The organism is Exiguobacterium sp. FD-YE-25-4 (genome assembly GCF_057004685.1).
This window is the reverse complement of the sequence record NZ_CM168041.1, coordinates 770,863-791,664: the sequence shown is the minus strand read 5'-3', so window position 1 is coordinate 791,664 and position 20,802 is coordinate 770,863. Positions and strand designations below refer to the sequence as shown.

Here is a 20,802-nt window from a genome sequence, read left to right as displayed (position 1 = left end):
TACCCATACAACATCTGGGGGAAACATGAGTTGTCGTGAACGTTCGTTCACAAAAACAGAGGATGGCCCGGTTCGGACCACCCTCTGTTTGCCACATTACTCCGTGAACGGCTTATCTCGATGGCGACGTTTCGCCAAAATCAAGTAGTAAGCTGGAACGAGCACGAGCGTCAATACGGTCGAGAAGAGAATTCCTGACACGATTCCGATAGCAAGCGGTCGGAACAGTGGGTCTTCTCCAAGCGCCACCGGCAAGAGTGCCACGACAGCGGTCAACGCCGTCAACAGAATCGGACGAATCCGGGCGCGTCCCGCCTCATAGACGGCGGTCGTGACGGCCATGCCGTCGCGAATTCCTTGCTCGATGAACTCGAACAAGACGACGGCGTTCCGAACGACGATCCCGGCTAGTGAGACGATCCCCATCGAGGCCATGAAACTAAATGGTGTCTGGGTGACGAACAGTCCGACCACAGCACCGGCGATCGCCAAGTAAATCGTGAACAAGACGAGGAGCGGAAGTGACAGTGAATTGAACTGGAACGCGATGATCAAGAAGATCAAGAACAAGACGACGACGAACAACGTAGCAAGTTCAAGGAAGAACTCGTTCTGTGTGTCGCTCGCGCCGGATTGGTCGAACGCGATTCCTTCATCGGTCAATGACGCCTCGGCGTCAGCAAGCACGCGGTCGACATCTTGTTTGAACGCCTCTTCGTCCATGCCTTCGCTCGCATAAATTTGGAGCGTCACGATCCGTTCCCCGTTCTCACGCGGAATCTGTTGAATCTGTTCTGTCGTCGTCTCAGTGACGAACGTACTGAGCGGTGCGACCGGAGGACCTGCCTCCGTCTGAACTGGGACGAGGATATCGTCTAAGGCGAGCGCCTCACGGTTCGCTTCCGCATCGACGACGATTTTCACATCGCGTTGTTCGACTCCGTCATCAAACGTGCCGATCGGGATGCCGTCCGTGACGAGGCGAATCTGGTCACTGATTGATTTCGCGGTCACACCAGCGGCCGCCATCGCGTCACGATCAAGTTCATACGTGAGCGTCTGGAACGGCTCTTTAATGTTGTCGAGCACGAGTGCACCGTCGATGGCTTCAAGGTCCGCTTTCACGGTATCCCGGGCCGTGACGAGTTGCTCAATCGTTTCACCGCGCATCGTGAACTCGACTGGTGCCGAAGTCGGCGGCCCTTGTTGCTGCGTATCCAAGAAGATTTCAGCATCCGGGTTGTTTTCCCGGATTTGTATCGTATATTCGTCGATCAATTGAATCGCATCAATCGTCTCGTTGTCGACACGAACGACGATTTGACCCGTGTTTTCACCGGTCTGATCGAGCCCTCCCGTGAAGAGGCTCGGTAGGCCGCCACCCGCAAAGACAGATGTCTCGACGACACCATCAATACTTTGGAACTCTTCCTCGATCGCTCGAAGTCTCTGTTCCGTCTCCTCAAGGTCGGTTTGGACCGGCAAGGTGACACTCGTCACGACTTCTGGGCGGTTCGCAGCCGGGAAGAATTCGAACGGCGTCAACAAGATCAAGCCGTACAATGCGGTCGTGATGACGAAACCGACGAGACCGAACGTCCATGGACGCTTCGCGACTTTGGGTAGTAACGTGTCTGCATAGAAATTACTGAGACGGTTCAGTGGCCCACCCAACCACCCCGGCTCGCGTTTCGATACTTTCACTTGCTTCCGATTCAACCAGTACTGGGCAATCGGCACGAGCGTCAAACTGATGAGCATCGAAGCGAGCACCGACAAGGCCAAGACGGTCGGCAAGGCACGGATAAAGTTCCCGTTCGCTCCCGAGAGGAGTGTCAACGGCAAGAAGGCGAAGACGACGGCGAGCGTCGATGTGACGATCGAGCCCCACACTTCTTTCGTCCCGCGTACGGCACCGCCCATCGCCGTGTCACCTTTTCGGTAACGGCGCAGGATATTGTCATTGACGACGATGGCGTCATCGACGAGAATCCCGAGCGCAATGATAGCCCCGATGATTGAGATTTGGTTCAAGTCGACTCCAGTGAAACGAAGTGGAATCAACGCGAGCAAGAACGACAATGGAATCGCTAAGCTGACAATCAGCGAGCCTGAGAACGTGAGCCCGATCGTCGTGACGACGATGACCGCAATCATGGCAATGATGAATTCACGAGTGAGGGATGAGAAAATATCATCGACCGCTTTGGCCTGCTCGTAATATGGAACAAGTTCAACACCATTCACGTCCCCGACTTCATCCGCAACGACTTCGTCGACGCGTTCTTGAAGAGTCGGAATATCTTGACCCGATTCAATCGTGACCGTCAAGGAAACGGCAGGTTGTCCGTCGAGTGAAACGAGGTCCGTGACCGCTTTCTCCGTCTCTTCGACCGTGCCGACGTCTTCAAGGAGGACAGGCGTCCCATCCACTGAGCCGACGACGACTTGGCCCATGTCATTGACGTTCGTCAAACTATCGATCGCCAATTGGTAAATCCCATCTTCAGTCGACTGGCGACCGAGCGGGGTCGTCTTATATTCTTCATTGATTGCCGTCAAGACGTCCGGAAAAGCAAGTTGACGCTCCCCGAGTTCCGCCGAGTCGAGCGAGACGACGAATTCCGTTTCCGGTAGTCCTTTGATCGTCACACCGGTAACCCCATCTGTCCGCAACAGACGTTCCTCCAACCGCTCGATATCTTCACGCACTGTCTGGAGTGTCTGGCGATCATCTGCCGTCAACAAGTAAGAAGCGACCGGCAACTGCCCGATCGAGTCATTGACGGTCGGAGCCAGCGCATTTTCTGGCAAGCGAGGCGCAGCGTCTGAGATCGCTTGGCGTACATTCGACTGTAGCTCACTTCGATCGAAGCCGTCTTCATACTCGACGGTGATATTCGAGAACTCGGATGCGGATAATGATGACACATTCTCGATACCATCGAGTCCTCTCAATTCAGTCTCCAAAATATTCGTAACGTTCCGCTCGACCGTCTCTGCGGTCGCGCCCGGATATGGCGTTTGAATCAAGATGATATTGACACTCGTCTCTGGAATTTCACGCTTCGGAAGTTGGAAGAACGTGAGCACTCCGACGACGACTGCGACGAGCAAAAACACGATGACCAGTTTTCCTCGTTCAATCATTTTTTGAAAAAACATGTTGACCCCTCACTTTCAGATAATGTGCAAATACACATATAACTATTCTTCTTTATCATAGAGGGGTTCACCATTCATTTCAATCTTTAAACACAGTTGAATGTGCTTCAGTGAAAGCGTTTTTGAAACGAATACGATAACTCGATGGACCGTTGTTTTTGCTTATAGACGGTATGATTCGAGACCGGGACCTCGACCGATTCACCCGAATGAAAGATAATCCGACTTCCTTTACCACTCTTCTTAGCATCGAGGACTTGAGAAAAATTGATCCAGGCACAGTCCGGACTCTCTTTTGCAATCGTCGGGAAAAAGATCGCATCTGCATGCCAATCCATGATGACAGGTGTCTTCCGGTGCGGGCCGAGTACGTTACGAGCCGCCTCGATCCGTCCTTGAATGCTTGAACCGTAATACAGACAGGCCGATTCGAGCAAATACAGGGGCGATCCCTTCATTCGCGATACACCGTCGGATTGATAGACGAGCGTCTCCGCCTCCCCATACTCATTGAAAACTGGAATCAAAGCTCTTGTTTCATTCGTCAACTGAGTCATCTGATTTGCCTCCATCATGGATATAGTGACTTACATGTCATTCATACCAAGAAATGAAGACTTAAACAAATCGCGTTCATATATTTCCCACTAAAAAAACCAACCGATTATCGGCTGGTTTTTTAATTTCAGTGATCTAATTTCTTATTCTGTAACGATTTCGATTGAGGAAAGTGAAAATGTACACGTACTCCGTCTTTTGTATTTCCCAAGGCGACCGTCCCCTCATGGAGTGTCACGATTCGTTGAACGATGAACAGGCCAAGACCGAACTTCCCTTGCTTCCCTCGCGAAAACTGATGGAACAAGTCGAGGTTCGCGTCGACCGGGGGACCGTCATTCTCAATGGTGATGTCGACACCCGCCCCGGAGCGTGTCAGTTCGATTCGAATCGTCGACTCGGCATAGCGCAAGGCATTATCGAGCACGTTCTCGAAGGCGACACGGATTTGTTCTCCGTCCCCGAGCATCTCGCCGGCATGTCCTGTCACCGACCAGTCCAAGTTGCCGCGCAGTTTGAATCGGCTAACGAGCAGTTCCATCAACTTATCGAGATTGATCGGTTCAAGCCGCATCTCCTGGCCTTTAAAGTATTCGAGCTTCGTGACATATAACAAATCGACGACTTTCTTCTCGAGCCGGGACGCCTCTTCATCGATGACTTCGGCCGACCCTTTCAAATCCCCGGTCGGATAAATCCCGTCCCCGATGGATTGGGCGTAACCGCGAATTACCATGATTGGCGTCTTCAAGTCGTGCGAGATGTTTTGGAGCAGCGCCTGTTGGGCCACGTCTTGCTCTTGCAACTCTTGCCGCATCGCGTCAATCGAGCGGGCCAACTGCCCTAGCTCATCTTGACGAGCGAGCGGGAGCACCGTCTCCCATTGTCGGTTCGAGATTTTCTCGACCGCCCGCTCCATCTCGACGATCGGTTTCGTCAACTCTCGCGACATCCATAAAGCCGGGATTAACGACAACAGGCTGATGACGCCGATTAAAATCGAGATGCGCCAGTAGAGCGTCGAGACAAGTTCACGCCGGTAAGCGTCCCAGGCATAGGAAGCTTGGTAAATCAGAGCCCCATCGTACTCGTTCTGGCGGATGATATAGTAGACGTCCTCTCCATCAATCGTCGTCTGGTATTTGGCGACCTCGCTCGTCTGTGTGAGCGCCTCTTGATACATCCGGTTCGTCAATTCGAGCGGGGCCGAACCATAAATGATGCGTCCGTTCGGCAAAAAGATGAGCTGGTTGACCGATCGGGATTCTTGTTGGCGACGGTCATACTCAATCGGATTTTGCGGAATGTTTTCTAGCTCATTCGTATTCCCCAGGTAATAATCCACATCTTGCAACGTCTCGTACACTTGTTCATCGATAAACTGCGTGATCGAGGAACGAATCGTCAACAAAATCATCAAGGCGAGCGTCACGATGATCAGAAGGATCAATACCCAAATCTTCCACATGAGCCGTTTCGGCTGGAGACGATCGAGCTTCATGGCTTAACGAGTCGGTAACCGACGCCATAGAGTGTTTCGAGCTCAAGGCGATGCAGTTTCTTCCGGAGACGGCGTACCAAGTCATCGACGACGCGGTCCGAGCCGAAATAGTCATGGCCCCATACCCCTTCTAAAATCTGTTCGCGTGATAAGGCAGAGCCCGGATGTTCGAGGAAGAGCAGCAGCAAGTCGAACTCTTTTGATGTCAAATCGATCTCATCTTGTTCATGCTTGATGAGACGTTTCTCAGGATAAATCGTATATTCCCCATATTCGATATGCTCATTCGATTTCGAACCGTAGACACGGTCGATCAATTTTTTGACGCGGATGACCAGTTCCCGTGGCAAGAACGGTTTCGCGATGTAATCGTCCGATCCCATCTCGAGTCCGATAATTTTATCGATATCCTCATCTCGCGCCGAAATGAAAATCGTCGGCGTGAACGCGTTTTTCGCTTTGATCTGTTTCAGTAATTGGAACCCATCGAGGTCCGGGAGCATGATATCGAGCACCCATAAGTCTGGTTCGTCTTTGATTGCGGCCTGGGCCGAGGTCCCGTCGGTGAACGAACGGACCTGATACCCTTCTTGCTCTAAATACGTGACGAGCATCTTATTTAAATTGATTTCATCATCGACTAAATAGATTGTGTACATTCCAGTCACCTCTGCAACGTTTTTTATTTATCATATCAAACAATTGTGGATGAATGATGGGAATGCAGCCGTTTCCTCCGCGCTCAATGTGTTCACGACACGCAAACAAGCCCACAAAAAAAGAAGGGTTCCCCCTTCCTTACCGCGTCGGCCGAGTGCGCATCTGTTGTGCGAGGAATACCGTGCCGCCACTAAGGAGGGCCAGTACACCGCTGATCATCATGAGTTCCATCATGTTCCACCTTCCTACTGATAGCGATTCTCATTATCACCTATAATATAGCATACTTTTCTTAGCATGAACATGACAAAAAAACTCCCGCCATGCTAGGCGGGAGCTCTCGATTATGCGTTGACGTCGTAACCCTGTTCTTCGATGGCTTCGATCATCGTTTTCACTGAAATTTTATCGTTGTGGATGACATCGACCCGATGGTCCTGTAACGAGACGATCGCTGACTCGACGCCTTCAAGTTCTGTCAAGGCGCCTTCGACCGCCGCCTTGCAGTGATTACATGTCATACCTTCTACTTTTAATGTCGTTTCATTCATTTGGATGTTCCTCCTTGTGTTTTCAATCGTAACGCGTTCAAGACGACCGAGACCGAACTGAACGCCATGGCCGCCCCGGCAATCCATGGGGCAAGCAAACCGGCCGCTGCGACCGGGATACCGAGACTGTTATAGGCAAGCGCCCAGAACAAATTTTGACGAATGTTACGCATCGTCAACGCACTCATCTCGATGGCACGGTTCACCCCATCGATATCTTGCCCCATCACGGTGACATCGGCCGCCTCAAGAGCGATATCCGTCCCGCTTCCGAAGGCGATGCCGACGTCAGCGACAGCAAGCGCCGGCGCGTCATTCATCCCGTCCCCGACCATGGCCACACGGCCCTGGCGTTTCAGCGCCTCGACATGATCCGCCTTCTCGACGGGCAATACCTCGGCGATGACGTTCGTTTCCGGAATCCCGAGTTGACGGGCGACGTCGAATGCGACTTCTTTCCGATCACCGGTCAAGACGTAGACTTGTCTCGTCTTGGCAAGTTGTTGGACGACGGCACGGCTTTGGTCTTTCAACCGATCTTGCAGACCAAACGCCGCAACGACCCCAGACTCGTCGGCCACATAGACCGGCGTCATCGCCTGCATGTCCCACTCCGGTAATGCAAATCCGGCTTCTTGCATCATACGGACCGAGCCGATAAGAAGAGGTTTCCCATCTACGACCGCTTTCAATCCTCGACCGGCCAACTCTTCAACGCGTTCGACCTGACCGTCCCCTTCGCCCCGACCGATTGCCTCGGCGAGCGGGTGCGTCGACTGACGTTCGGCCATGACGGCTTGTTTCAAGAACGACGTCTCTCCGAACGTCGCCACGACTTCCGGTGTACCTTTCGTGAGCGTCCCCGTCTTATCGAAGACGACGATATCGACCCCATTCAATGATTCGAGCTGACCGCCACCTTTGAACAAGACACCACGTTCGGCGGCACGGCCCGTCCCGACCATGATCGATGTCGGTGTCGCGAGACCGAGCGCACACGGACAAGCGATAACGAGAACGGCGATCGAGGCCCGGATCGCCATGTCCAAATCATTGAAGCCAAGCGTCCAGACGGCGAACGTCAAGGCGCTGATGGCGACGACGATTGGAACGAACACACCGGAAATCCGGTCCGCTTGCCGTTGGATCGGGGCTTTGTCCGTCTGCGCCTGTTCAACAACACGAACAATTTGAGCGAGCATCGTCTCGCTGCCAACACGTTCGGCGACCATCAAGACCCGGTGCGAGCGGTTAATCGTTCCGCCGACAACATCGGCGCCGACACTTTTCTCAGATGGGATTGATTCCCCGGTCAACATCGACTCATCGATGACCGTCTCACCTTCGACGATTTTTCCATCGACCGGCACTTTTTCGCCAGGGCGGACGACGATGACGTCACCGGCTTTGACCAAGTCGATCGCGACTGGCCGTTCCACACCGTCAACAAGTAAAATCGCTTCTTTCGCCTGTAACGATAAAAGTGACTTGAGCGCGTCCGTCGTTTTTTCTTTCGCTCGGGCCTCTAACCATTTCCCGAGCAATACGAGCGTAATCAAAACGGCACTCGTCTCAAAATAGAGCGACGGATGCATCGGATGCACGAGCATCTCGAAGACGGAATAAAAGTAAGCCGCCGATGTCCCTGTCGCCACGAGCACGTCCATGTTGGCCGCGCCGCTCTTCAGGCTCTTATACGCCCCTTTATAAAACTGGGCCCCGATCCAGAACTGGACCGGTGTGGCGAGCGCGAATTGCCACCACGGATTCATGAGCCAATCGGCATGGAACGTCACACCCGGGATGTGCGTAATCATGACGAGCAGAAGCGGTGCTGACAATAGCGCCGAGATGAGCACTTTTCGTTCGAGCGGGCGGAGGTCGTGTTTCGGGGTCAATTCCGCTTTCCGTTCTGCGCCGTAGCCGATCTTCTCGATTCGGGCGATCAACTCTTCTTCAGTGATACCTTCCTCGACGCGAATCGTCGCCGTTTCAAGCGGCAAGTTAACGGTCGCTTCGACGCCGTCCATTTTATTCAACACTTTTTCGATTCGGGCCGAACATGCGGCGCATGTCATCCCTTGAATCGACAGTTCGACGGTTTTCATCGGTCCACCTCCTTACTTTTTGATGCGGCTGACGATTGTCATCAATTCGTCAATGTATGGGTCCATGTCTTCCGTTTCGCTGGCATGGACTAGACATTTGCGCATGTGGCGTTCGAGCAGTTGCATCTCGACTTGTTTGAGCGCAGCTTGAATGGCTGACGTCTGAGTCAAAATATCGACACAATAACGGTCGCTCTCGACCATCTTTTGAATCCCTCGTACTTGTCCTTCAATCCGGCGCAGCCGTTTGCTGAGCGCTTCACGCTCCGCGTCTTCGCGCGGAACGATCGGTTCGTCATGCATGAATTCTTCCATGGTTATCACCTCACCTTCAATATACCCCTACCCCGTAATGGTGTCAAATCATTTAATCAAAAAAAGAGCGACTGATTTGTCGCTCTTCCCCCTAATCAATTGCGTTGGAACGCCTCGCTCTTCAAGACGGTCCGTAAAATTTTCCCGGTCGTGTTCCGAGGCAGTTCATCAATGATTTCAATCTGTGTCGGCTGTTTATACTTCGCCAGTTTCGTCGCCGCGAACGCTCGGATCTCGTCGAGCGTCACCTGCTCGTCACGAGTGACGATGAACGCTTTGACCGCTTCCCCTTGTTCTGCGTCTGGCACCCCGATGACGGCCGCCTCGACGATCCCCGGATGCTGATACAACACTTCTTCGACTTCGCGCGGATAGACGTTATAGCCACCGACGATGACCATATCCTTCTTCCGATCGACGATATAAAAGTAACCGTCCTTGTCACGTTTCGCCAAGTCGCCTGTATAGAGCCACCCGTCGCGAAGTGTCATCGATGTCTCTTCTGGGAGCTTGTAATACCCTTTCATCACGTTCGGCCCACGGACGATCAGTTCACCGACCTCGTCGATCCCGACTTCTTCCCCGAGCTCGTCGACGACTTTGTTCTCGACGTGGACGATCGACGGACCAATCGAACCTGCCTTCCGCTCCCCATGGAGCGGGTTGAAGCAGGTGACCGGTGACGCTTCCGAGAGGCCATACCCTTCAAGGATCTTACACTCGAACTTCTGCTCGAACGATTCGAGCAGTTGCACCGGCAGACTCGCCCCACCGGAGACGAAGACGCGGACGTGCTTGAGTGCCGAGGCGTAGGCCGGGACTTTCATCGCCGTCTGCAACAAGAAGTTGTACATCGTCGGCACCCCGGCGAAAATGCTGACGCGATGTCTCGGGATGAGGTCGAACACGTCCTGCGGCGAGAATTTCGGCAAGATGACAATCGTCGCCCCGCGAAGGAGTGGGGCATTGACGATGACAGTCAGACAGAAGACGTGGAACATCGGCAGCGCCGCGAGCGCTTTATCTTCCGGCGTGATCTCCAAATATTCGCCGATCGAATGGGCGTTCGAGAACAAGTTGAGATGCGTCAACAACGCTCCCTTCGGTTTCCCGGTCGTCCCGCTCGTATAGAGGATGACGGCGACGTCTTCCTCATCGACCGTGACGAGTTCCCCTTTCGTCGTCGCGAACGCCTCCTCGAACGGCAAGAACTCGATGTCCCCGTCCCGTTTCAACGCCGGTACGTCCGCGTACGGGACCGAGATGACGAGGCGGAGTTGCGGTAACTTCGTGAGCGCGGCTTCTGCTTGCGCGACGAGCGGTGACAAGGCGACGATTGCCTTCACATCCCCATCGACTAAAATATAGGCCATCTCATCTGGCGTGTATGTAGGGTTGATCGGAATGACGACCCCACCTCGTGCGAGCACCGCAAAATAGGAAATCAAGAATGCCGGGCTATTCCCGAGGACGAGTGCGACGTGGTCGCCTTGTCCGATCCCTTTTTGCTCAAGTGTCGCCGCCATCGCCTCGATTTGACCGAAAAACTGTCCGTAGCTGACCGTGTCTTCCCCAAACACGTAGGCCGCCTTATTCGGATGCGCGGCCACAACGCCCTGTAGTGCCGTGACTAAGTTTGCCATGGTAATCCCCCTTTGAAAATGAATGACTATTCACTTTTGAGCCGTAAAAAAGAGCACGGCATCCGCGCTCTTTTTCAGTTATCTTCATTGTACATGAAACGGCTCAATAAGAAAACGCTTTCAAGTCCATCGTCTTCAAATGATACAAACCGGTCCGGCTCTGTACGTGGACGAGCGCCTGCAGTGTCTCGTCATCCATGAGCAAATCGTCCATCAATTTGTGGAGCGCCGACTTCTTCGCTTCGGTTGTTGCCGTGATGAAGAAAATCGCCTCGGCCCGAATGGTTTCAGCAGCAATCGTCTGCATCGCAAACGGGTGATTAAGATGTAACAACGTGATTCCATCTTGTTTCGAAACGTGGAGCGGTACATCGACGACAGCGACCGGTACGGCGACATCTGTCACGCCAGACGGGATCGTCCGCTCTTGTTCGATGACGACGCGCGCGAATGACTCATCGACAATCCCTCTTCCTTCTAACTCAAGACCGATCGCGCGGACAGCGAGGTCAAACGTCGGTTGCTCCGTCACCCACATCCAATTCGCGTCCATCCACTCTGTGATAAATCGGTACATATTGTTTCCTCCTATTGGTTGAACCCAATTTACGAAAGCGCTTGCATTGATTATGATACGCCTCGTCGAAACGACGCGCAACGGTCCACACAAGATGTCACGAAAACGCCAAAAAGAAGGGACCATGTTCAGAGCCCCTTCTTCCCTCAAACCCGCTTCAGCTAATGAGATCGACGAGTTCTTCGAGCTCGACGTTGCCAAAGTAATGTTTGACGTCAAGCTGTGACAATTGTTCCCGAATCGCGCCGCGTTCGAATCGCGTCCCGACGAGTACTTGTTCGACATCATGGATATCCCCGACGCCGAAGAAGTCGCCGTAGATTTTTGCTTCCGTGATCGTCCCTTTGTTGACGTTCAAGCGGACATCAATCGTGCCGATCGGGAAACGACGTTTCGACTCGACATCAAACTTCGGCGATTTCCCAAAGTTCCAATCCCAGTTCGCGTAGCGTTCTTTCGAGATGTCCTGAACAATCTCCCAGTCCTCATCGCGAAGCACGTAACGCTCGGGTTCTTGTCCGTCATAGATTGAGTGAAGGAGTGCCTCGACGAAGTGCTCCATCGCCATCTCTTCTTCTAAAAACTCGGTGATGTTGGCGACACGGCTCCGGACCGACTTGATTCCTTTCGAGCGCATCTTCTCTTCTGAGACGTTGAGCGAGTTGACGACTTCCTCGATGTTCGAGTTGAACATGAGCGTCCCGTGGCTGAACATGCGGCCGCGCGTCGTGAACTGGGCGTTACCGCTGATTTTGCGTTCGCCGACTTGGATATCGTTACGTCCCGTCAACTCCGCCTCGACGCCGAGCTGTTTCAAGGCATCCACGATCGGTTGCGTGAACTTCTTATAGTTATTGAACGAGTTGCCGTCATCTTTTGTGATGAAGCTGAAGTTCAAGTTCCCTTCGTCGTGATAGACGGCCCCGCCGCCCGAGAGGCGACGGACGACGTCGATTCCGTTCTCTTCGATATACTTCAAGTTGACTTCTTCTGACGTGTTTTGGTTCTTACCGATGATGATCGACGGGCCGTTAATATAGAACAAGAAATAGTCCTCATGCTCGACGTTCAAATGTTTGAGGATGTACTCCTCGACCGCCAAGTTGAGTTTTGGGTCCCGGATGTCCGGGTTGAAAATAAATTTCACAGTAAGTTCCTCCTAAGGATGTTCGTTAGTTGTATTATACGAGACGTCGGCCCGGCGCTACAACTCGTTTACTTCCATTCCCCTGTCATGACGCGTTTCAATGCGTTCGCGACACCATATTCGTCGTGACGCTCGGTGACGTGATGGCTGATGGCGATCAAGTCTTCATGACTATTGCCCATCGCGATGGCTTTGCCGGCGACCTCAAACATCGGAATGTCGTTCAAGTTGTCGCCGATGACGACGACTTCTGACAAATCGACACCGAAATGCTCGGCCAGTTTTTTGATGCCGTGCCCTTTGTCGGCCCCGTTCGCCATGACCTCGATGTTATCGTTGCCTGAAGACGTAACGTAAACGCCTTCGACGCGCTCATCGATTTCCGTCCACAGCGATGACATTTTCTCAAAGTGGCTCGAGAAAGCGATGAATTTATAGACGCGTCCGGCCTCGTTCTTAATGAAGTCTTCGATATCCTCGACGAGACGGACATCTTCGTTGACATAATAACGTTTGCGGAAGAACTCATACATCTCGAGCGACCGCTCGTCCCCGTTCTGTTTCAAGTTTTCCATCGTCGCATCGATCAAGTCGAGTCGGCTCGCGACGAGTCCCGCCTCCGAATACATTTCATAGAAGACGTCCGAATATTTATGGTCTTGATGCAACACCGATACGACCTCGAGCGCTTCTTCCGTCGTCAAATCGATTTCATGTAGCACGTCGCCGGTTTCTGTCAACACTCGTCCGCCGTTTGATGAGACGATCGGGCACGTGAGGCCGACCTCATCGAGGATTTCTTTCGCGTTGAAGTAATTGCGTCCCGTCGCAATCGCAAAGCGAATCCCTTGTTCTTCTGCCGCGCGAACGATTTCTGCCGTCTCGGGCGCGATTTTCGTGTGGTTGTGCAGGATCGTGCCATCCATATCGGATACGAACAATTTGTACGTTGTCATCAACATCCACTCCTCTTTTTCTGTTTCGCTTATAACTATAACAAAAAGAGAGGCCATCGGAATAATCCGACACCTCCCTTCATGAATCTTTAACGTTCTTCCGCGAGCGCTTTGATCTGTTCATGGACGCTCTTGATGCAGTCCGGCATGCCAATCCCGTCGTAGGCGATGCCCGCGAGCAGGATGCCCGGATAGACGCGGCCCATCTCGGCGCGTAGCGCGCGGACCCGGTCGGAATGGAAGACGGCGTATGGCGGCAGCCCGTCCCGGAGCCGGCTGACGACCGTCTCGAGCGGGGCTGCTTTAATCGTCATCAAGCCGCCAAGGTCCCGAAGTGCGGTCGTCACAATCTCGTCGTCAGACGCATCGACGATGTCATCGGCGCCCGGTCGTCCGAGAAAGACGCGTAGCACGTGATACCCTTCCGGCACGGCGTGCGGCCATTTTTGGTCGATGAACGTGCACGCGGTGATCGTCACGTCCGCCTCCTGGCTCGTGACGAAACCTGTACCGACGAACGGCAGCTCGATATCGTCTTGTTTAAACACGAGCGAGCACGTCGCCGTCGCGTGCGGCTTCATGTCCGCGAGGAAATCGCTGTCGACTTTCGGCAAGAACTGACGGATGAGCCGAGGCGGGACCGTCAAGATGAGATGATCGGACTCGATATCGCCACGGTTCGTCAGCAGGCGATAGCCGCCCTCAATCTCCTCGACTTGTTCGACCGAACAGTTCAAGACGATTTCGGTGCGCTCTAGCCGTTCGGCCAGACGGTCGGTGAGCGACTTCAACCCTCGTTTGAGTGAAGCGAACTGTCCGACTTTCTTCGCCCCGACTTCAGCGACCCGCTGCTCGGGACGAAGGTGACGCATCCCTTCATACAAGTTGCCGTATTTCTTCTCGCCTTCGATGAATTGCGGGAACGTCGACAACGCACTCATCTGATCGATATCTCCCGCATAAATCCCGGAAAGAAGCGGCTCGATCAACCGGTCGACGATTGGGTCCCCGACGCGCTCGCGTAAATAAAGCCCGAGCGAGACGTCCGTCTTCGGCGCTTCGACGTCCGGGGGCGACAACAGCATCTTCCGAAGCGTGGCGTGTTCTTCGTCGGACAAGAGTGTCGTATCCTTGAACGCATCGACGTCGAGCGGAATGCCCATGACCGTCTGCTTCGGAATCGGATGTAATCCGTCATGATGGAGCACGTACGCTTGGCCGACGCCGTTCCGGACGATCTCATCGCCGAGCCCGACCTCATGAATCAAGTCGGTCATCGCCGTTTTCCGGAACACATACGAATCCGGCCCTCGTTCGACCGCAAATTCCCCGGTCTCGAACGTATCGATTTTTCCACCTAAACGGCCGCTCGCTTCGACGAGCTTGATGGTGACGTCTTCCGGCAAATAACGCTCGGCATAAAAAGCGGCGGTGAGACCTGTGATCCCACCACCGACAATCGTTACATTACGCATGATGCACAATCACGCTTTCCATTCGATCGGCGATGGCTTCAATGAAGCTACGCTCCGCGTTTGGCATGTTTGGACGTGCATAGTGGACGCCTAGGCGGTCACAAACGACTTTACATTCCACGTCGTTATCGAAGAGCACCTCGAGATGATCCGCGACGAATCCGACCGGCGTGTAGACGAACGCCTCATAACCATGCTTTTCATAAAGTTCAGCCGTCAAATCTTGGACGTCCGGTCCGATCCACGGGTCAGGCGTGTTGCCCTCTGACTGCCAACCGACCTCGTAGTTCGGTACGCCCGCCGCTTGGGCGATTTTATCCGCCGTCTCTTTCAATTGATCCGGATACGGGTCGCCGCCTGCCAAAATCTTCTCTGGGAGACTGTGTGCCGAGACGATCAAGCATGCCTTCTCGGCCGGCACCGGCAAGTTCGCAAACGTCGCCTTGATTGCTTCCGCCCACCAGTTGATGAATTTCGGCTCATCGTACCACGATTCGACCGAACGGATCTCGATGCCGTATTTCGCGGCTTCTTCATGCGCCCGCCCGTTGTACGACTTGACGCTGTATGACGAGTAGTGCGGAGCCAATACGACCGACACCGCTTCTTTGATACCGTCGTTGGCCATTTGCGCGACCGCATCTTCTACGAACGGTTCGATGTGCTTGAGCCCGATGTAGAGTTTGAAGTCGATCTCACCGGCGTGACGCTCGTTCAAGATGTCACGGAGCGTCTCCGCTTGGTCGATGGTAATCTTCGCGAGCGGTGACACGCCTCCGATGGCCTCATAGCGCTCCGTCAAGTCTTGGAGTGCTTCCGGTGATGGTTTGCGGCCATAGCGGATGTGTGTGTAGTAACGCTCGATATCTTCAGGTTTGTATGGTGTCCCATAAGCCATTACGAGTAATCCGACGGTTTTCATAATGATTTGCCTCCCATTTTTTCACGTGAGTAGTCATGGATAAATGCTGTCAATTTGACGAGAACGGACGGATCGACTTCCGGGAATACCCCATGTCCCAAGTTGAAGACGTATCCAGGTTGTTTCATCCCCTCGTCGAGGATTTCTTTCACTTTCGCTTCGATGACCGGCCACGGGGCCAGCAAGAATGACGGGTCAAGGTTACCTTGGACCGCTTTCGTGATGCCGCGGTCGCGCGCCTCTTGAATCGATAGGCGCCAGTCGAGTCCGACGACGTCGAGCGGCTGGTCTTGCCACTCTTCGACGAGATGGCTCGCTCCGACACCGTGCATGATGAGCGGGATGTCGAGCTTGCGCAACTCGGTGAAGATTCGTTCTGTCGTCGGTTTGATATAACGGACATAATCCTTACGGCTGAGCGTCCCGACCCATGAGTCGAACAATTGGAACGCCTGGATCCCGGCTTCTGCCTGCGCCGTCGCATACGTGATGACCATGTCGCCCAATTTCTCCATGAGCGCGTTCCACACGTCCGGCTCGGCGTACATGAGTGCTTTCGTTCGGTGGTAGCTCTTCGAAGGACCACCTTCAATCATGTAGCTCGCGAGCGTGAACGGTGCGCCCGAGAATCCGATGAGCGGAACTTCCAAACGTTCCCGAAGCAAACGGATCGTCTCGAACACGTACGAGATGTCTTCCGGATTGAGCGGTTTCAAACGTTCCACATCTTCCATCGTCCGGTATGGGTTATCAATGACCGGACCGATGCCGCTCTTGATTTCCACATCGACGCCCATCGACGGGAGTGGCGTCATGATGTCTTTATACAGAATGGCCGCGTCGACTCCAAGTTGTTTCACCGGGAGCTCTGTCACGTAGGCACACAGCTCGGCATCATGCGTGATCTCGAATAGTGTCCTCGTTTTTTTGATCTCACGATATTCTGGTTGGTAGCGTCCGGCTTGGCGCATGTACCAGACGGGCACATAGTCTGTCGCCTCTCCTCGAAACGCCTTCAAAATAGTATCGTTCATACGTCGCGTCATTCCCCTCTATAATTCTCCTACACTCTTCTTCTATAGGTATGTGAACTCAAAAACATTATACAGAAATTAATTAGAATAATGCTAATGTGAAGCATTTTCATTGTGTTTTCTTTGTGTCATTTCTTTGTCGGATACGTGCGGAAGGCTGAATTGAGCTGACCTCGGATCAAATCGTCACGCTGTTTCGACGACAGACGCTTCTCGCGCTCTTTGATGTCTTGAATTCGCCAGCCATCCTCAAGTTTCGACGCTACATCGACCAATCGCTCGACGTCATGGAAGGAATATTTACGTGACCCACCTTTTGTCCGATCCGGAAAGACGAGCCCTTTCGCTTCATAATAACGGACTTGTCGCTCCGAAAGTCCTGTCAGCTCAGTGATGACGCCCATCCCGATTACTTTCTTCGACTTATAGTCCATCGCTCGTCCTCCTCCTTCATAAAAAAACTATGTCAGATAATCTGACAAATTGCAATCCAAGTCGAATTTTTCGTCTTACACTGAAAACAACTTTTGAATCATCAATCGCAAAAAGGAGGAATCGCAACATGGAAGACATCTTATATTATATGGACACGCTGTTCGTACTCATCGCTGCACTGCTCGTCTTAACGATGCAACTTGGTTTTGGCTTGCTCGAGACGGGGACGCTCCGGGCTAAAAACGCCGGGCACGTCGCAGTCAAACAAATCATCAGCCTCTCTGTGGCGGCACTCGCCTTTTGGGCCGTCGGCTTCGGCCTCTCCTTCGGGGACGGGACCCGCTGGTTCGGGACGGAAGGATTCTTCATGAACGGATCGTTCACGAGCCTTGATTGGGCCAACGTCTCGATCGACATCAAATTCTTGTTCCAGTTGTCGTTCGTCGCTGTCGCACTCGCCATCGCCTGGGGCGGTTTCGCAGAGCGGGCCAAACTTTCCGCGTACATCTTGTTCGGTATTTTCTTCGTCGCCATCCTCTATCCGATCGTCGCCCGCTCCGTATGGGCCGGTGGACTCCTCGGCTCGATGGGGATGCAAGACTTCGCCGGTTCGGCCGTCGTCCACCTTCAAGGCGGAATGGCCGCCCTCATGGCCACCATCATCTTGAAACCACGTCGTAAAACCGAATCACTCGCCGGTCACAACCACGTCTTGACGGTCGTCGGTGGACTCGTGCTCTGGCTCTGCTGGTTCGGATTCAATGCCGGGTCGACGATGTCGGTCGCAGATGGATTCTTCGGTTACGTCGCTCTTACGACGATGCTCGCCACGGCTGCCGGTGCCCTCGGCGCCCTCGCTATCGTCATGATGCATAAGAAGACAGCGGACATCCCGACGATCGTCAACGGTGTGCTCGGGGCGCTCGTCGCGATCACTGCTGCCTGTGCCTTCGTCGAACCATGGGCCGCCGTCGTCATCGGTGCCGTCGCTTCGATCGCCACATACGGTACGAGCATCCTCATGGCAAAATATGTCGATGACCCGCTCTGTGCTTTCTCGGTACACGGGGTCGCCGGAATCATCGGGACGCTCGCGCTCGGATTCTTCGCCTCGCCTCGTTTGGTCGAAATCACGGGCATCGGTTCGGCCGGCCTCTTCTACGGCGGCGGCTTGGGTCAACTCGGTGTTCAAGCACTCGGCGTCTTGATTGCAATGGTCATCGCTGGTGGCGGTAGCTACGCCTTCTTGAAATTGCTCGACGTCACGATCGGTCTTCGTGTCACGGAAGAACAAGAAGATATCGGCCTCGACATCGCCGAGCACGGTGTATCCGCATACGGTGAAGTCGAGCCAGAAGCAGAGACACCGGCACGCCTCCCGAAAATTCTCGGGTCGAGTGTATCGGTCATGTCACCGAAGAAATAACGACATCAGTCAGGGACACCCAAAGCGGGTGTCCCTGTTTCATGTCAGTCGGCTCAAATAGTACCGGACGACCATATATGCGAGCACGAGACCGACGAGTGTATCCCACGTCGCCCCGAACATGAGCGAAGCCGCGCCAAGGGCGAGCATTTGCGCGAACAACAGCCGTGTCGCCCACCATTTATAGGCGACGAGCCGCTCGGCACGTGTGATCGGCAACCACGACGCCATCGACACCGTGTCGAGTCGTTTAAACAACGGGACGAGTTGCAAGGCAGTCAACCCGACGAAAAGCGGGACGACCAACCCAACGTACCACCCGCCCGAGAGCCACATGACGACGAGCGCGACGGCGGAAAGACGCAACACGAGATCGAGCGAATCGTTCGAGCGCATGACCCGGAGGCCATAGACGTACCGTGCCGCATCGGCCCGTTTCAAGACCGAGCGCTCGAGCAGGTTCACGATGAGCGATCGTTCCCGCACATCTTCCCGCATCGCCGGGACATCGACGAACCAACTGACGACCCGGTTGAACTGGGCTTTGCTCTTCTCTTCAAGCAAGAGCCAATCGAACAGCGGGATGCGTCGATTTCGTCGCACGTGGAGCAAGATGAATGGGACGAGCGCCGGCACAGGTGTCAACATCGGCACACCAAACAGGATGAGAAAGCCGCTCGCGAGCGCGCTCGGCAAGACGACATATTTGACCCCCTCCAACTTGGCGAGCCGTCCCGCCACCGAGATCAGGACACTCGTCGCGATGATGGCCCCGACTTCGACCGAGGTGAGCGCTTGCGTCCGGACGAGCAACGGCAACACGACGAGCATGATGAGGACGGCACGGACGGCAGCGAAGACGACGTTGAATAGTCGAACGCCGTTCATGAACGTTTGCATCTCACCGAGTCGCGGCAATAAGAAGACTTGGTCCGCTTCTTGAATCAATGTGCGGGGGCGATGCCCGAGCGGCAGAAGCAACCAGAGGAGCGCCACAATCCATTCACTCGGGAATGTCGGGTCCAAGTCCGTCAAGAACTGGTTGTAAACGAACGCTCCGTAAATGAGCGTGAAATAAAGTGTGAACAACAAACCGCCGTTCGCCACGTACCGGCTGTATTTCACGACGTCCTCCACCCAGACGCCAAATCGTTGTTTGAACACGTTCATTGCTTCCGCTCCTCGGCATCAATCGCCTCAACATAAATGTCATCGAGCGTGGCGTCCGGACGAAGACCATATGTCTCGCGCAACTGCGCCGCCGTACCGGTCGCGATGACCGACCCCTGGTGCAAGAAAACGAAGCGGTCGCAGTGACGTTCCGCCGTCTCCAAGATGTGGGTCGACATCAAGATGGCGCAATCTTCCTTATACTCATCAAACAATCGCAGCAGTTGGCGAATCGCGAGCGGGTCGAGCCCGACGAACGGTTCATCGACGATGAGGAGCGGCGTCTTTGTCACGAGTGCACAGAGGATCATCGCTTTTTGCCGCATTCCTTTTGAAAAAACGGACGGAAACCAGTCCAATTGCTTCTCCATCCGCATATCTCGGGACAATCTTTCGGTCCGGATTTTCAGGTCGGCCTCGTCGATGTCATACGCTTTCCCGATTAACGTCAAATGTTCACGCAACGTCAATGTGTCGTATAAAATAGGGGTCTCGGGTATATAACTTATTTTCTTACGATAGTTATTTTCCGAAGAAGCGAGTGTCTCACTATCGACTTCGACCGATCCCGAAATCGGATCAAGCAATCCTAAAATATGTTTGATCGTCGTCGATTTCCCGGCGCCGTTTAGCCCTATGAGCCCGACGAGCTCACCTTTTTTCACTTCAAACGAAACATCGTGTAACACTTGTTTACCTATATAACCGCCGTTCAACTGGTCGACGTGCAACATGAAAACTCCACCCCTCATTTTCAACTTTTTTTTGTGATATATGTTTTAAAAGCTGTCACATGGGAATAATCTGAACTGTAAGGCATTTTAAAACTTATTCATTACTTCCATTGTTCCATAAAATTGTTAGGAAGAACAATGGACAAAACAGAAAGGAGAATGTTTTTATGGGTTGGATTATCACTTTAATCGTCGGGGGTATTATCGGTTGGTTAGCAGGTCTTATTTTAGGTAAGGATGTACCAGGTGGCGTCATCGGGAACATCATTGCCGGTATCATCGGTGCTTGGCTCGGTGGCCTCATCTTCGGAGACTTCGGTCCTGCAGTTGGCGGCATCGCGATTATCCCAGCACTTCTCGGTGCGATTATCTTGATCTTGATCGTATCGTTCGTTATGAAGTCAATGAACAAAAAGCGCTAATCC

At 53.5% G+C, this 20,802-nt stretch carries 19 protein-coding genes; 2 read left to right on the top strand and 17 right to left on the bottom strand.

Annotation, left to right across the window (positions count from 1 at the left end; translation table 11 throughout):
* Positions 1-96: 96 nt before the first annotated feature.
* The 15 genes from AC13H5_RS04110 to AC13H5_RS04040 form a co-directional block, all read right to left on the bottom strand.
* Positions 97-3,165: an efflux RND transporter permease subunit gene (locus AC13H5_RS04110; RefSeq protein WP_483546345.1), complete on the bottom strand. Its 3,069-nt coding sequence runs from the start codon at positions 3,163-3,165 to the stop codon at positions 97-99.
* Between the two features lie 107 nt (positions 3,166-3,272).
* Positions 3,273-3,722 carry a competence protein ComK gene (locus AC13H5_RS04105; RefSeq protein WP_034776556.1) on the bottom strand — a complete coding sequence of 150 codons (450 nt, stop codon included), beginning with the start codon at positions 3,720-3,722 and terminating at the stop codon, positions 3,273-3,275.
* Positions 3,723-3,850: 128 nt separating this feature from the next.
* Positions 3,851-5,224, bottom strand: coding sequence for a sensor histidine kinase (locus AC13H5_RS04100; RefSeq protein WP_214752389.1), 1,374 nt, complete (start codon positions 5,222-5,224; stop codon positions 3,851-3,853).
* Complete coding sequence (locus AC13H5_RS04095) at positions 5,221-5,883, bottom strand: response regulator transcription factor (protein ID WP_034776554.1); 663 nt, start codon at positions 5,881-5,883, stop codon at positions 5,221-5,223. Before AC13H5_RS04095 ends, AC13H5_RS04100 begins: the two co-directional genes overlap by 4 nt.
* Before the next feature lie 345 nt (positions 5,884-6,228).
* Positions 6,229-6,435: a copper chaperone CopZ gene (gene copZ, locus AC13H5_RS04090; RefSeq protein WP_029595964.1), complete on the bottom strand. Its 207-nt coding sequence runs from the start codon at positions 6,433-6,435 to the stop codon at positions 6,229-6,231.
* Positions 6,432-8,543: a heavy metal translocating P-type ATPase gene (locus tag AC13H5_RS04085; RefSeq protein WP_034776553.1), complete on the bottom strand. Its 2,112-nt coding sequence runs from the start codon at positions 8,541-8,543 to the stop codon at positions 6,432-6,434. Before AC13H5_RS04085 ends, copZ begins: the two co-directional genes overlap by 4 nt.
* Positions 8,544-8,555: 12 nt before the next feature.
* On the bottom strand, positions 8,556-8,858 hold the full coding sequence (locus AC13H5_RS04080) for a metal-sensitive transcriptional regulator (RefSeq protein WP_034776552.1): 303 nt from the start codon (positions 8,856-8,858) through the stop codon (positions 8,556-8,558).
* 95 nt (positions 8,859-8,953) lie between these two features.
* Positions 8,954-10,501, bottom strand: a complete 1,548-nt coding sequence (locus AC13H5_RS04075) for a fatty acid--CoA ligase family protein (protein WP_483546344.1) — start codon at positions 10,499-10,501, stop codon at positions 8,954-8,956.
* Between the two features lie 103 nt (positions 10,502-10,604).
* Positions 10,605-11,078 (bottom strand): PTS sugar transporter subunit IIA, encoded by a 474-nt coding sequence (locus AC13H5_RS04070; RefSeq protein ID WP_034776548.1) that lies wholly within the window; start codon positions 11,076-11,078, stop codon positions 10,605-10,607.
* Between the two features lie 157 nt (positions 11,079-11,235).
* Positions 11,236-12,225 (bottom strand): lipoate--protein ligase, encoded by a 990-nt coding sequence (gene lplA, locus AC13H5_RS04065; RefSeq protein ID WP_034776545.1) that lies wholly within the window; start codon positions 12,223-12,225, stop codon positions 11,236-11,238.
* 68 nt (positions 12,226-12,293) lie between these two features.
* On the bottom strand, positions 12,294-13,181 hold the full coding sequence (locus AC13H5_RS04060; protein ID WP_232939005.1) for a Cof-type HAD-IIB family hydrolase: 888 nt from the start codon (positions 13,179-13,181) through the stop codon (positions 12,294-12,296).
* An 89-nt stretch (positions 13,182-13,270) separates the two neighbouring features.
* The gene (hemG, locus tag AC13H5_RS04055; protein WP_034776541.1) at positions 13,271-14,656 is read right to left on the bottom strand and encodes a protoporphyrinogen oxidase; all 1,386 of its coding nucleotides are present in this window, start codon (positions 14,654-14,656) and stop codon (positions 13,271-13,273) included.
* Positions 14,649-15,578 (bottom strand): ferrochelatase, encoded by a 930-nt coding sequence (gene hemH / locus AC13H5_RS04050; RefSeq protein WP_034776539.1) that lies wholly within the window; start codon positions 15,576-15,578, stop codon positions 14,649-14,651. The genes hemG and hemH overlap by 8 nt, the downstream gene beginning before the upstream one ends.
* Positions 15,575-16,624: a uroporphyrinogen decarboxylase gene (gene hemE / locus AC13H5_RS04045; protein WP_034776536.1), complete on the bottom strand. Its 1,050-nt coding sequence runs from the start codon at positions 16,622-16,624 to the stop codon at positions 15,575-15,577. Before hemE ends, hemH begins: the two co-directional genes overlap by 4 nt.
* A gap of 116 nt (positions 16,625-16,740) precedes the next feature.
* Positions 16,741-17,046 (bottom strand): MerR family transcriptional regulator, encoded by a 306-nt coding sequence (locus tag AC13H5_RS04040; protein WP_034776533.1) that lies wholly within the window; start codon positions 17,044-17,046, stop codon positions 16,741-16,743.
* 128 nt (positions 17,047-17,174) lie between these two features.
* Here AC13H5_RS04040 and AC13H5_RS04035 point away from each other — a divergent pair, with 128 nt between their 5' ends.
* Positions 17,175-18,473, top strand: a complete 1,299-nt coding sequence (locus tag AC13H5_RS04035) for an ammonium transporter (RefSeq protein WP_483546343.1) — start codon at positions 17,175-17,177, stop codon at positions 18,471-18,473.
* A gap of 39 nt (positions 18,474-18,512) precedes the next feature.
* On the opposite strand, the gene AC13H5_RS04030 is transcribed toward AC13H5_RS04035, so the two are convergent.
* Together AC13H5_RS04030 and AC13H5_RS04025 are read right to left on the bottom strand one after the other, a co-directional pair.
* A complete protein-coding gene (locus AC13H5_RS04030) occupies positions 18,513-19,643 on the bottom strand; it encodes an ABC transporter permease (protein WP_483546342.1) in 1,131 nt (376 codons plus the stop codon).
* Positions 19,640-20,377, bottom strand: a complete 738-nt coding sequence (locus tag AC13H5_RS04025; RefSeq protein WP_138859881.1) for an ABC transporter ATP-binding protein — start codon at positions 20,375-20,377, stop codon at positions 19,640-19,642. Before AC13H5_RS04025 ends, AC13H5_RS04030 begins: the two co-directional genes overlap by 4 nt.
* 167 nt (positions 20,378-20,544) lie before the next feature.
* Here AC13H5_RS04025 and AC13H5_RS04020 point away from each other — a divergent pair, with 167 nt between their 5' ends.
* Positions 20,545-20,799 carry a GlsB/YeaQ/YmgE family stress response membrane protein gene (locus AC13H5_RS04020; RefSeq protein WP_034776523.1) on the top strand — a complete coding sequence of 85 codons (255 nt, stop codon included), beginning with the start codon at positions 20,545-20,547 and terminating at the stop codon, positions 20,797-20,799.
* The last annotated feature ends 3 nt before the right edge of the window (positions 20,800-20,802 follow it).